This window comes from Streptomyces sp. IBSBF 2435, assembly GCF_036815005.1.
Taxonomy (GTDB): domain Bacteria; phylum Actinomycetota; class Actinomycetes; order Streptomycetales; family Streptomycetaceae; genus Actinacidiphila.
The window spans coordinates 1-12,546 of sequence record NZ_JAJSYW010000201.1 but is presented as its reverse complement, the minus strand read 5'-3'; the positions used below and the strand labels follow the sequence as shown (position 1 = coordinate 12,546).

The following is a 12,546-nucleotide window of genomic DNA, read 5'->3' as shown; positions in this document are numbered from 1 at the left end:
GGTCACGGTCGGCGGCCGGAGGGCGGTTGGAGGGCTCGGTGGGTACGCGACAGGCGACGTCCGCGGGGCCGGCGTCAGTTGATCCGGATGAGATCGGCCTTCAGCACCCCCAGCAGTCCGCCGTTGACGGTGACGTCCGTCTGCCCGGTCACGCTCACCGACCGGCCGCCGACCGTGACCGCCGCGGTGCCGTCGATCTCCACGGTGCGGCCCCGCAACCGGACCGTGCCGGTCCGCGCGTCCAGCGTGATGCCGTCCTTGTCCAGCAGCACCGAGGACAGCGCGCGCCGGCCGCCGGCCGCGTACACCGTCAGCTCGATCGTGTTGTCGCGGTCGTGCAGCAGCACTTCCAGCCGCTCGTCGGCCGTACGCAGCCGTACCCCGGAAGGACCCGGCGCGGGGGCGTCCAGCAGCTCCACCCGGTGGCCCGAACGCGACACCACCGAACGCCGGTTGACCTTCCCGCTGGTCCTGTCCACCAGGGGCACGTCGTGCGGCGAGGGCTTGTCCACCCCGTTGTAGAGGCCGCCGAGGACGTACGGGCAGTCCAGCAGGCCCTGTTCGAAGCCGACCAGCACCTCGTCGTTGACCTCGGGGCTCGCCACGCCCCCGCCGCCCTTGCCGCCCCACTGCACGGTCCGCACCCAGTCCGTCACGTACGTGCCGTCCAGCCAGGGGAATCTGAGCCGGACCCCGCCGCTCTCCGCGCCGCCCGGCTCGCGTACGTCCGTCACCACCCCGATCGCCAGCCCGGGCATGCGCGGGCCGCGGCCGGGCGCGTTCGCGCCGGTCACCAGGCCCGCCAGCGACCGGTCGGGGCTGGCGCTGACCCACACCGTGGTCCGGTAGCCGTTGTGCGGTTCCAGACTGTGCTGGACCGCGGTGGCCGTGTAGCGGCCGGAGAACGCCTTCCCCACGTTGCCCAGCGCGACCGGCCGCCCCGCGCGCAGCCGCGGGTTGCCGTCGGCCACCACCTCCAACTCCGCGAAACCCGCGCTGACCTGGGCGGCGACGGCGTCCGCCACCGCCGTCGCCTCGGCCTGGGTGCGGTACGGGGTGTCGGTCACCGTCAGCTTCGCCGACGGCCCGAAGCGGGCGCCGGCGCTCGGCGAGAGCCCGGGCAGCACCGTCTTGCTGGTCACCGACGGGTGCCGGGCCACCAGCGGGGTCTTGGTGGTGGCGTCCCACCCCCGCACCTCGACCGAGGCCGCGCCGTCCGCGCCCGACAGCGCGGCCCGCAGTGCCAGCAGATTGCGCCCGTACTCCAGCACCATCGGATTCTGCGTGGCCGAGGTCGAGGGCGCGGGCGCGCCAGACGCCGGCTTCGGCCGGGTGAACTGGAGCACCCCCTGGTCGTCGACCCGCACCTGCGCGCCGCTCTCGGCCGCCAGATACTGCAGGAAATCCCAGTCGGAGACGTTGGCCTGCGACAGCTGCCGGTAGGTGACTGGAGCCGCCTCCACCCTCCCGCAGGCCAGACCCGCCCCGATGGCGACCTTGCGGACGATCGCGGCGGCCGTCATGTTCCGGTACGCCACCACCCGCCTGCCGCGCTGCAACCGGTGCGCGCGGGAGTACGCCCGCAGCACGGTGAACGAGCCCGTGCCGTCCCGGTCGATCTCCACCGCCGTCACCTCGCCGTTGAACAGCCGCTCGCGCGCCTGCCCCGCGGCCGTCACCACCGACACCCGCAGCGGTGTGCCCAGGGTGATGCCCGTGGACGCCAGGAACTCGTTGTCGGGATCGCGATAGGTGAGCACCGCCGTGTCCGGCAGGCCCACGTTCTCGTCCACCAGGCAGCTCACCAGCTGCGCCGCCCAGATCTGCGGCAGTTCGCCGTGCGCCTCCACGACGGGATCCGCCGCGAACGGCCGGCCGCCGCGTGCCTCCGATGAGCTCACCGCTCCCCCTCGCCGTCCACGTCCCCCAGCGCCGGCACCATCAGTTCGGTACCGGGGGCCAGGGTCATCGGGTCGTCGATCCCGTTCGCCTCGGCGATCAGCCGCCAGGCCGTCGCGTCCCCGTACTCGCGCCAGGCCAGCAGCGCCAGGCTGTCCCCGGCGACCACAATGTGCGTGCTGCGGGCGGTGCGCGCGCCGGAGGTGGGGTTCTGGCCCGGCGGGTCGACGCTCGCCTCCTCGATCGACAGCGCGCAGGTCGCCCGCAGCGGACGGCCGTCCACGTCGAAGAGCGTGTACGTCACCGACAGGCTCGACAGCACCCCGTCGAAAGCGGTCGTCCGGGCCGTGCCCCACTCGAACCGCACCCACGGGCTCGCCGGCTTCTTCCGCGCCAGGCTCGCCGGGGTGGGCACGCACGCCTTCATCAGCTTCTCCACCGCCTGCTCGACCGAGTTGCTGTGGGTCGAGGTCGCGTCGAGGAAGACGTCCAGGCTCAGTTCGCGCGGCCCGCTGCCCACGAACTCGGGCAGCGCGGACTGCCCGGCCATCCGCGACGGGTTGCGCCGCCACTCGGTGGTCTTGCGCAACTGGAGCGTGGTCGGGTTGAACTGGAGGGTGAGCCGCGCGATCGTGCCGCCGGGCCTGGCGCCGACCGCCGAAGGGGGTTCCTTCAGCGTCAGCTGCGCCCGGGCCCGGCTGCTGCGGACCGCAATGAACATGACCGGGGACTCCTTCCGTACGGATCGTGGCGGGGCTGCCGGGGTTCTGCGCGCGTCAGGAGGGACGCAGGCCTGCGTGGGCGATCTCCAGCGTCTCGACCGCCGGTTGGGAGGAGGACGGGTCGAAGGACGGCCCCTGCCAGCGCACCGGCACGATGCCGAGCACCTGCCAGCTGATGATCCGGGTCAGGTCCGGTTTCAGCGCCACGATCTCGCCGTCCTTGGGCTCCACCCGGCGCAGCGTCTCGTCGAGCCACCGCCCGATCTTCGCCGTGTCGCCGGTGACCGGGCGGGTGAGCGTGATGTTCGACCAGCTGACGCGGCCCGGCAGCTGCCAGACGAAGCCGTTGTTGCCGCCCTCGGCGTAGCTCTCCATCTCGACCTCCGCGCCCATCCCCGAGCAGGTGTGGAAGGCGCCCAGGTCGTTGCCGCCGATCGCGAGCCGGAAGAACACGCTCGTCGCGAAGATGTTGTCCGTCATCCGTTGGCCATCCCTTCGGTGTCCTCAGCGGCGTCCGTCGTAGGGGCGGCCGGTACGTTCCCTGCCGCGCCGCAGGTCGGCGCGCAGCAGGCGGGCCATCGGCTCCAGCAACCGCCGCGCCAGGTCCTCCATGTCGATCCCGGCCGCCTGGTCCTGGACCGCGGCCGGCCGGTCCTTCGCCGCCTTGCCCCCGGTGGCCGGTGGCGGCGCGGCGGTGGACGGCTGGCGCGCCGGCGCCGGACCCACCTGCACCCCGGCCGGTACGGCCGGTCGGCCCCCGGCCATGGGGGCGTCCCGCTGGACGGCGGGTACGCCTCCGGCCGCCCTGCGCTGGACGACCGGTACGGCCGGGCCCGCGGTACGCCCCACTGCCGCGGTGCTCGCGGCGAATTCCGGCTCCTGCGAGGTCATGCGGACGGCGCGGACCACGGGCACGGAAGGCGCGGAGGAAGAGAACGGCACGGACGGCACGGGCGGGCGGGCCTGGAGCGGGGGCGCCTGCGGGTCGGACACCGGCAGTGCGCGCGGACGGCCGGCGGCGACGGCTCGCTGGACCGGGGTGTCGGGGCGTACGACGGGGACCGCGCGGGCCGGTGGCGCGGGCGTGTGCCGCGGGCTCGTCGGGACGGCCGGACCGGCCCCCGGTGCCGCGGCGGGGGTACGTCGTGTGTCGGGCGCGGGCGCGGGTTCGCGGCTCCATGCGGCGGGCACGACGGGAGGGCGGGCGGCGGAGGCTGCTCCGGCAGCCTCGGGCACGCGGGTGTGGACGCCGAGCGGGCGCGCGGCGAGCAGGGCGAGGGTGCGGGGCGCGGGCGCCGAGGCCGCGGGTGCCGGGCCGACTCGCCCGGCGGCGGGCGGCGGCCCGTGGGCGCTGGTGTGGGCGCCGGGGATGCGCCGGTCGGCGGCGACGGCCCGCGCGACGACGATCGGGTGCGGCCCCGTGCGGTGGCCGGGGTCCGTTGCGGTCGTCCCGGTGACCCGCGGTGGTGTCCGGGCGCCGGATTCGGCCGGGGAGCGCAGTACGGGAGCGACCGGCGGTACGGGTCCCGCCGGGCTGGGCCGCGGGCCGGTCGGCCTGACGGTTACGGGGACATGGCCCGGCGAGGTGCCCGTCTCCGCCGACGGAGCGGAAACCCCGCGGGCCGCGGGGGCGTCGGAGCCCGGGACGATGCCGGGCGCGCCCGGCGACGGCTTCGCCGGGGCCGGCGGTACGGGAGCGTGGGGCGGTACGGGTCCCGCCGGGGCCGGCTGCGGGCCGGTCCGGCTTACCAGCGCGGGACCGCGGCTCGGCGAGGTGCCGGCCGGTGGAGCGGAGACCCCGTGAGCCGCGGGGGCGTTGACGACCGGGCCGGCCCCGCTGCCGCCCGCGCCCAGCAGCGGCGCGGTAGCGGCGGGGGACCCGGAAGCGGGCGGTGGACCGGCGGGGGTCCTGAAAACGGGCCGGGCTCCGGTGGGCGTCCCGGAAGCAGGCGGTGGACCCGCGGTGACAGGCCGCGTATCGGAGGGGGCCCCGGAAGCAGCGGGAGCCGCGCGGGTCCCGGAGGTACGTGGCGGGCCTGCCGGGGTCGCGGAGGCGGGCCGCGTACCGGCGGCGGTCCCGGGTGCGGGCGGACCTGCGGGGGAGCGCTGGACGCCCGGCGCCGCCGGACGGGCGCCCGGGCCGGTGCCGCGGGGCGGCTCGGCGGTCGGCGGCATCGCGGGCAGCGGCGCCCCCAGACCACCGCGGGTACGCGCCCCGGACGGGCGGCCCGGGACGCGGGCAGGTGCGGGGCCGACCGCCGCGGCCGGCCCGGGACCAGGCGCGTCCGCCTGGCGCTGGACGACCGGCAGGCCCGGCCCGCCCGCGCCCCGGGGCGTCGCCGCTGCCTGGTGGTCCGGCCGGGACGCGTCGGGCGTCAGCGGCGTCGCGGTGGGGGGAAGTCCGTCCAGGGGCGCGCCCAGGGTCGCCCGGCCGGCAGGGCGCGCAAGATGCCCGGCGGGTGGCGTCGGCGGTGCGGCTTCCGGTGTCGGCGGTGCGGCTTCCGGCCTCGGCACGGCCGCGGACGGCACCGGGCCGGAGGCCCGCCGGGCGACGGTCCCGCTCGCGGCGGGCCGCAGCGCCGTGATCCGGCGCACCGCGCCGGGCATCCGCCGGGCCACGGTCAGCGGGGGACCGACCGGCCTGGTCCGTACGGGCGCGGCATCCGCGGCCCGTGGTGCCGTGACCGCGGACCCGCGGCTCGTACCCGTGTCCCGTGGGCCGCCCGCGCCCTGGGGCGGTGTGGCTCCAGGCCCGCGGCTCGCGCCCGTGTCGCGTACGCCCTCTACGTCCAGGGGCCGTGTGGCTCCCGGCCCGCGGCTCGTACCCGTGTCGCGTACGCCCTCCGAACGCCCGGACCCCGTGACCGCGGACGCGCGGCCCGTGGCCCGGGCGCCCACCGCGAGCGGCAGTACGGCGACCCGCCGTACCGGCGGAAGGGCCGGTACCGCCGTGCCCGGCCCCAGGGGCGCGCCGGCCGCGGTCCGCTGGAGCGGCGGCGCGGACGGGCCGGCGGGGGCCGCGCCCGACGGACGTGCCGGGGCGGTACGCGTGGTCCGGTGGGCGCCGCCTTCCGACACCGCCGGGGGACCGCCCTCGGCCGCATCCGGGGCGTCGGGCCGCGGCACCCGCAGCAGCAGCGGGCCGCCCTCGGTACGGGCGCCGCTCGGCAGGCCGGGACGCGTGACGCCGTGGACCAGGCCGACCGGCGCGGAGGGCAGCAGCGCGTGGCCGAGGCCGGTGCCCAGGGAGGGGTTCTGCCAGGACGCGAGGCCCGAGCGGAAGGCGAGGCCGCCGCTCACGCCGAGTTCGTCGCGGGCCACGGTCAGCGTCAGCCGCGGCGGCGCCGTGCGGCGCCACCCGCCGTCCCAGTCCCCGGGTATCGAGCCGGGCGCCGCGGCCGCCGCGGCCCCGTCCGCAGCAGCGCCCGGCGCACCGGTTCGCGTCCCGCCGTCGCCGGCCGCCCCCTTGGCCCGGCGGCGCAGGCCGTCCCGCCATGCCATCTCGTCAACCACCTTCGTTCACACGGGTGTTGATATGGGCGATCTCGGCCACCCACTGCGTACGCTCGGCGTGGGTGAGGTCGAGGATCTCCTCGCGCTGCCAGTGGAAGTGGTAGGCGATGTACGCGATCTCCTCTCGCAGCCGGGGGAGCGCGTACGTCACGATTCCCCCAGGCGCCCACCCGAGAGGTCGACCTCGAAGGCGCCGTCGCAGTGCGGGCAGGTCACCGCGGCTCGGGTGTGGCCCTCGCTGTTGACCCGGCGGTAGAAGTCCTGGAGGAAGGCCACGTCGGTGGCGTACATCCGTTCCACGACGCCCGCGTGCACGTCCGTGACGGTGCCGAGCCGGGTGATGACCTGGCTCAGCAGCACCACGCTCAGATAGGCCGGGTTCTCCTTGACCCGCAGGTCGATCTGCGGGCGCAGCTCGTCGCGGGCGGTCGCCAGCCGCATCGACCCGTGCCGGTGCACCGTGCCCGCCTCGTCCACGTACCCGCGCGGCAGCTCGAAGGCGAACTCCGTGCGCAGGCCCTGGTCTTCGGCTGTCGCGGGGCGGGCGGCCCGGACATGCTGCGGCTCGGGAGGCGGCGCGGGCGCCGTCGCCTCCAGGATCTCCTCCAGGTTGCCCGCGGTCACCGTGCGGCGCCTCATTCGACGACGATCTCCTCGAACACGATCGTCACGGTCTCGGTGGCGGCGGCCGACTCACCGGCCTTGAGCGACGGCCCCTCCCACTTGGAGGCCCAGCCCTGCATCAGCTGGATACGCCGGACGGTCTCGCCCTGGGAGTCCTTGATCTCGATGGTCAGGTTCTGCCGGGCGGTGTCGACGGCGCCCTTGTTGAGGGTCTCCTTGATCCACGTGGTGAACTCGCTGCTCTGGTCGAGCCCGCGGGTGATCGTCACCTCGCCGGCCTGCCGGGCGCCGGGCTGCTTGCGGATGATCTGCTTGCCATCTGCGGTCACCTGCCGGACCTCGACGACCTCCTCCTCGACGGTCAGCCCGCTGATCTCCTGGATCGACTCCACGAGATAGCCGCCGAGCTGCACGCCGAAGACGTGGGTGGAAAGAGCGTCGCCCTCTGCCATGGCTGTCTGTCACCTTTCCTTGCGGGACCCGCGGGTCACTCGTCGATGAGGCTGGTGCTGTCGGAGAACTGGGCGAGCCGGAAGACCACGAACTCGGCCGGCTTCACGGGCGAGACCCCGATCTCACAGACCACGCGGCCCTGGTCGATGGACTCCTGCGGGTTGTTGCCGCGGTCGCACTTCACGTAGAAGGCCTCCTCGGCGGTGCGGCCGAAGAGCGCGCCCCGGCGCCATTCCTCGGTGAGGAAGGCGGTGACATTGCGGCGGATGCTGGACCACAGCCGGTCGTCGTTCGGCTCGAAGACCACCCACTGGGTGCCCAGCAGGATGGATTCCTCCAGGTAGTTGAACAGCCGCCGTACGTTCAGGTACCGCCAGGCCGGGTCGGAGGAGAGGGTGCGGGCGCCCCACACGCGGACACCGCGTCCGGGGAAGGCGCGGACACAGTTCACGCCGATCGGGTTGAGCAGGTCCTGCTCGCCCTTGCTGAGCCGCAGCTCCAGGTCCACCGCGCCCCGGACCACCTCGTTGGCCGGCGCCTTGTGCACACCGCGCTCGGCGTCGCTGCGCGCCCACACGCCGGCGATGTGGCCGCTCGGCGGCACGGTGGTGTTGCGGCCGGCCGCCGGGTCGAAGACCCGCACCCACGGGTAGTAGAGGGTGGCGTACCGGGAGTCGTAACCCGCCTCGTCCATCCGCCAGGTCCGCGCCTGCTGTGCGGTGAATCCCGGCGGGGTGTCCAGCACCGCCACCCGGTCGCCCATCTGCTCGCAGTGCGAGATCACCGCGAGCTGGACGGTGCGTACGCCCTCGTCGTCGATGTCGCCGCGCTGGTAGGCGCTCATCAGGTCGGGGACCGCGACCATGGTGACCTCGTCGATGGCCTCCAGCCCGGAGAAACCCGTACGGGCGGACGCGTCGCCGACGTATTCGGCCGGGTCGAGCCCGGAACTCCCGTCGGCGCCGGACGCGGCGGGCGAGGCGGCCGGGTCCGGCAGGGCCACCGTCTGGCTGGCGGGCCGGGTCTGGCCGACGTCGCGCTGCTCGGTGACCTCGATCAGCTTGGAGGTCCTGACCTGGCCGATCACATAGCCCTTGACGTTCTTGCGGGTGGAGACGTCGAAAGTCTCCACCACCTGGTCGCCGCGGCGGACCAGCAGTTTGAAGCGGTCCTCCGGCGGGTGCTCGCCGTCCGGGTCGGCGATCTCCACCGACAGCCCCGACGTGCCGGGCCGGGCCGCGAGCAGGAAACCGCCGAGCGCCACCGGCTCGCCCGCCGTGACCTCCCGGGCCTCCCCGCCGCCGGCCGCCGGGGCGGAGGAGTCGTCGGCGGACCCGCCGATCCGCACCACGTAGGCCGCGCCGCCGCCGTTGGAGAAATACCCGTACACGGCGTGCGCGAGATAGGTGCCCTCGGTGAAACCGCCGAACCGCTGGACGTACTGGTCCCAGTTGGTCACCAGGGTCGGCTCGTGGAACGGGCCGCTGCGGGCGAACCCGACGAACGCGGCCACGGCGGTGCCGACCCCCTCGATCGGGCGGGCACCGGACTGCACCTCCTCCACGTACACACCCGGGGTGAGGTACGTCGGCATGCTCGCTCCTTCACGTTCCATCGGATCGCCTGCGTCGATGCCGAGTCTCCGAGCCCGGTCCGGCGCGGCGACAGGGGCGGGCGGGCCTGACCGGGGGCAGCCCGGCTGCCTGTCCGGACGCCGGCGCGGACCCCGCGGGTGCCCCGGAGGGCGGCCGACAGTGCCCGCGCGGACCTGGACCGGCCGATCAGACCGGCATGTCCCGCAGCCACGGCCCGAACTCGTGCTCCAGGACCAGCCGTCCGAGCTTGCGGTACTCCTGCGCCACCGCCGCCACCAACTGCCCCATGGCAAGCGGCTTCCCGGTCTCCGCCGCGCCGTAGGCCGCGGTCACCGCGCAGGCCCGGATCGAGCCGCCGGCCAGTTCGAAGCGCTCCGCGCAGAAGCCGAGGTCCAGGTCGCCGGCCCGGGGCAGCCGGTCGCCCAGGCACCGCTCCCACAGGGCGAGGCGTCGGCCCGCGTCGGGCACGGGGAAGTCGGCGACCACGTCCAGCCGGCGGGTGAAGGCCTCGTCCAGGTTCGCCCGCAGGTTGGTGGTCAGCACGGCGATCCCGTCGAACGACTCCATGCGCTGGAGCAGGTACGCCGACTCGACGTTGGCGTGCCGGTCGTGCGCGTCCCTGACCTCGGAGCGCTTGGCGAAGATCGCGTCCGCCTCGTCGAAGAGCAGCACCGCGTTGACCGCCGACGCCTCGGTGAAGATCCGCTCCAGGTTCTTCTCCGTCTCGCCGACGTATTTGTCGACGACCGTGGACAGGTCGACCACGTACAGGTCCATGCCGAGGTCCGCCGCGACCACCTCGGCCGACATGGTCTTGCCGGTGCCCGAGCCGCCCGCGAACAGTGCGATCACCCCGCGCCCGCGGCCCCCGCCCGGCCGCATCCGCCACTGCCCGAGCACCTGGTCGCGGTGCCGGGCGCGGACGGCGAGTTCCCGCAGCCGCCGGTGGGTCTGCTCGGGCAGGACCAGGTCGTCCCAGCCGACGTCGGGCACCACCCGGCGGGCCAGCCGGGCGAGCCCCGCGCTGTTCTGCGCCCGTACGGCGGACCGCAGGTCGTCCGGGGAGAGCGGGCGGTCCGCCATCGCGGCGGCGCGTACGGCGGCCCCGACGGCGCGGCGCAGTTGCGCCCCGTCGAGCCGGTGCGCGGCGACCGCCAGGGCGAGCCCGGCGGCGTCCCCGGCCGCGGGGGCGCCCGCGCCGGCCAGGTCCAGGGCGTGCCGCCAGCGCGCGGCCCGCCGGGCCGGCGGGGGCGGGTCCACCGCGATGACGACCGGGGTCTGCGCGGCCCACAGCGGATCCCAGCCGTCCGTGCCGTGCGTGAACAGCGGGGTGCCCCGCAGCGCGGCGCAGAATTCCCTGACCCGCCTGGCCCGTTCGCCCGGCTCCGGAGGCAGCGCCTCCAGCGGGCCGAGGACGACGCCCGACCCGGTGAGCCGGGCCTCCAGGGCGGCCACTCGGGCGAGTACGGGTACGTCGCCGGAGTGCCGGGCCAGGGCCGCCGCGTCGAGGACCAGCGGCCGCAGCCCGGCCGCCTTCAGGGCCGCTGCCGCGAGTCCCGGCGCGTCGCCGCCCCGGTCGAGCAGGTGCACCAGGCCGGTGCCCGAACGGGCAGCCGCAGCTGCCCTGCGGACCTCCTCCGCCTCGGCCGTCGGGTCGTCCCCCGGCTCGCCGAGCACCCCGGCGAGGCGGGCGTCCGGCTCGCCGGCGCCCAGCAGGTGCGCGGTGACCCGGTCGGGCACCGCCAGCGTCCGGGACAGCACGGGGCGGTCCGGCCCGGTGACCTCCAGCAGCCCGCCCGCCACCAGGGGCGCCGTCGCGGAGAGCCGGAACCGGGCGGCCGACGCCGACGCCAGCCCGCACAGCTCCAGGGCCAGCCCGACCGTCGGCCGGCGCCGCGTCAGGTCGTCGTTGAGGTAGCCGTACAGGCGCTCGAACCGGGCGTCCAGGTCCGGGGCCATCGCGACCAGCAGCAGATCCGTGTCCAGCGGCGGCAGCCCGAATTCCGCGGCGAGCACGCCCAGCCGGGACCCGGGCGGCAGCGGTGGCGGCTCGTCCCCCGGCACGTGGAGTCCGCCCGGCGCGTCCAGGATCCGCCGCACCGCCTCGTGGGAGAGGTACTGGCCCCGGTAGGGGTCGTCGGGGTCGGGATCTGCGGCGCGGCGGGCCGCGACGGCGTACCGTACCCGCTCCTCGACCCGCCGCAGCCGCGACCAGAGGGGGTCCGCCCCGGCACCGGCGGCGGGATCGCCCCCGGTACCGGCGGCCGGCGCGATCGGGCCCGGGGCCGGCGCGGGGGGTCCTGCGGTGCGGAGGGCGAAGGTGTCCGCGGCGTCGGTATCGGCGGTGCCGGTCACGGCTGGCGGCCTCCCCTGCGGCGGCGGGCCGGGGCGGGGTGCCGCTCCCGCGGCCCGGCGAATCCCTCAGGCCCCGGGTCGTCCACCTCCTTGTACCGCAGCCGGCGGCCCGGCACCGGATCCGCGCCCTCCTGCCGCGCAGCCGAGCGCACCACGAGCCCCTCGGTCACCGGCGGCGCGGCGGCCCGGCTCACTCCGGCAAGCGGGGCGCGCACCCGTACGCTGAGCGACGCCTTCAGCTCGCCGCCGAGCGCCGACCACACGTCGGCGGCGGCCGGCGCGTCCAGCTGCGCGCCGCCGGTGTCCAGGTCCACCGTCATGCCCAGCTCCGCGAGGGAGCCGGTGAGCAGCCGCTGCGGCAGCGCGTCGACGGCCACCAGGGTGGCCAGCACCTGGGAGAGCAGCCGGTGTTCGTCCTGCGGGCGGCTCGCCCACGCGGTGACCAGGAAGGTCAGCTCGAACCAGCGGGGCGGGGTGCGCCGCGCGACCACGTGGCCGTCCTCGCCGTGGACCTCTCCCGCCCCGCTGCCGCGCCGGGCGGCGTCCTCCCGGATGTCGTAGAGGAACACGCAGACCGTGGGGGCGTTGCGGCGGGCCGCCCAGTCGCGGGTGGGCGCGTCGAAGACGATCTCGACGCCGGACGCTTCGAGTCCGGACTCGGCGAGCAGGCCGCGCAGGGCCTCGTCGGCCTCGTGGATCACCGGCGGGTCACCTCGTCGCGCGGCTGCGCACTGCCGATCACCACCAGGAAGCCGGTCTTGACCGGGGAGAACCCGGGGCCGCGCGCGGTGATGGTGCGCGGCCCGGTCTGGTCCTTGGCGAGGATGAGCAACTGGCCGATGAAGGTGCCGTCAGGACCCGGCACGGTGGGCGCGGCGGCAGCGGTGATCCCCGGGTTCCAGCTGAACCGCACCGGGACGCCCGGCGGGAAGTCCTTGCCGCGTACCGAGGTCACGAAGCCGGGCTTGCCGATGCCGGGTACGGCGACGATCCGCGGCTGGAGGATCCGCAGCGTCGTGCGCGCCCTGTTGTCGCCCGGGTCGGCGTCCGTCCCCGAGGTGGTCAGGACGCCGGTGATCCGCGCGGTCAGCGCGTGGTCGGGGGCGAGCACCACCTGCACGACGCTGTCGGCGCCCGGTGCCAGGTCGGGCAGCGCGCACACCCACGAGGCGTCGCAGCCCGCCGGCGGTCCGCCCTTCGGGATCCCGGCCGGCAGTCCGAGGCGCAGCCGCAGCCCGGTCGCCAGCGCGTTGCGGCCGTTGCGCACGGTGTACGTCACCACGACCTGGCCGCCGACGTAGCCCGGGTTCGGCTGGGCGGTGACCCGGACCCCGGGGCCTGCCTTCTGCGCCGGAGGCGGCGGCCGGGTCGGCGGGGGCTGGGTC

10 protein-coding genes and 1 pseudogene are annotated in these 12,546 nt (G+C 76.0%); all 11 read right to left on the bottom strand.

Annotation, left to right across the window (positions count from 1 at the left end):
* Positions 1 to 74 precede the first annotated feature (74 nt).
* On the bottom strand, positions 75 to 1,901 hold the full coding sequence (locus tag V7E46_RS28685) for a VgrG-related protein (RefSeq protein WP_333771141.1): 1,827 nt from the start codon (positions 1,899 to 1,901) through the stop codon (positions 75 to 77).
* Complete coding sequence (locus tag V7E46_RS28680) at positions 1,898 to 2,620, bottom strand: CIS tube protein (protein ID WP_333771140.1); 723 nt, start codon at positions 2,618 to 2,620, stop codon at positions 1,898 to 1,900. The genes V7E46_RS28685 and V7E46_RS28680 overlap by 4 nt, the downstream gene beginning before the upstream one ends.
* A gap of 55 nt (positions 2,621 to 2,675) precedes the next feature.
* Positions 2,676 to 3,101 (bottom strand): phage tail protein, encoded by a 426-nt coding sequence (locus V7E46_RS28675; RefSeq protein WP_333771139.1) that lies wholly within the window; start codon positions 3,099 to 3,101, stop codon positions 2,676 to 2,678.
* Positions 3,102 to 3,125: 24 nt separating this feature from the next.
* Entirely contained in the window at positions 3,126 to 6,122 is a 2,997-nt protein-coding gene (locus V7E46_RS28670) for a hypothetical protein (protein ID WP_333771137.1), read from the bottom strand.
* A gap of 4 nt (positions 6,123 to 6,126) precedes the next feature.
* Positions 6,127 to 6,285, bottom strand: a complete 159-nt coding sequence (locus V7E46_RS28665) for a DUF6760 family protein (protein ID WP_329177977.1) — start codon at positions 6,283 to 6,285, stop codon at positions 6,127 to 6,129.
* The gene (locus tag V7E46_RS28660) at positions 6,282 to 6,773 is read right to left on the bottom strand and encodes a hypothetical protein (protein ID WP_333771135.1); all 492 of its coding nucleotides are present in this window, start codon (positions 6,771 to 6,773) and stop codon (positions 6,282 to 6,284) included. The genes V7E46_RS28665 and V7E46_RS28660 overlap by 4 nt, the downstream gene beginning before the upstream one ends.
* Positions 6,770 to 7,210 (bottom strand): phage tail protein, encoded by a 441-nt coding sequence (locus V7E46_RS28655; RefSeq protein ID WP_333771134.1) that lies wholly within the window; start codon positions 7,208 to 7,210, stop codon positions 6,770 to 6,772. Before V7E46_RS28655 ends, V7E46_RS28660 begins: the two co-directional genes overlap by 4 nt.
* Positions 7,211 to 7,245: 35 nt before the next feature.
* Positions 7,246 to 8,805 carry a phage tail sheath family protein gene (locus V7E46_RS28650; protein WP_333771133.1) on the bottom strand — a complete coding sequence of 520 codons (1,560 nt, stop codon included), beginning with the start codon at positions 8,803 to 8,805 and terminating at the stop codon, positions 7,246 to 7,248.
* Between the two features lie 187 nt (positions 8,806 to 8,992).
* Positions 8,993 to 11,080 (bottom strand): ATP-binding protein, encoded by a 2,088-nt coding sequence (locus tag V7E46_RS28645; RefSeq protein ID WP_333771142.1) that lies wholly within the window; start codon positions 11,078 to 11,080, stop codon positions 8,993 to 8,995.
* 77 nt (positions 11,081 to 11,157) lie between these two features.
* A complete protein-coding gene (locus V7E46_RS28640; protein WP_333771131.1) occupies positions 11,158 to 11,862 on the bottom strand; it encodes a DUF4255 domain-containing protein in 705 nt (234 codons plus the stop codon).
* Positions 11,859 to 12,546, bottom strand: a pseudogene (locus tag V7E46_RS28635) (hypothetical protein); the annotation flags it as partial. The gene V7E46_RS28640 and the pseudogene V7E46_RS28635, both read right to left, overlap by 4 nt.

What these genes read in the sequence shown, in the direction of transcription:
- V7E46_RS28660 (WP_333771135.1), bottom strand. Translation starts at nt 6,773, where the DNA reads ATGAGGCGCCGCACGGTGACCGCGGGCAACCTGGAGGAGATCCTGGAG.
- V7E46_RS28650 (WP_333771133.1), bottom strand. Translation starts at nt 8,805, where the DNA reads ATGCCGACGTACCTCACCCCGGGTGTGTACGTGGAGGAGGTGCAGTCC.
- V7E46_RS28680 (WP_333771140.1), bottom strand. Translation starts at nt 2,620, where the DNA reads ATGTTCATTGCGGTCCGCAGCAGCCGGGCCCGGGCGCAGCTGACGCTG.
- V7E46_RS28675 (WP_333771139.1), bottom strand. Translation starts at nt 3,101, where the DNA reads ATGACGGACAACATCTTCGCGACGAGCGTGTTCTTCCGGCTCGCGATC.
- V7E46_RS28655 (WP_333771134.1), bottom strand. Translation starts at nt 7,210, where the DNA reads ATGGCAGAGGGCGACGCTCTTTCCACCCACGTCTTCGGCGTGCAGCTC.
- V7E46_RS28670 (WP_333771137.1), bottom strand. Translation starts at nt 6,122, where the DNA reads ATGGCATGGCGGGACGGCCTGCGCCGCCGGGCCAAGGGGGCGGCCGGC.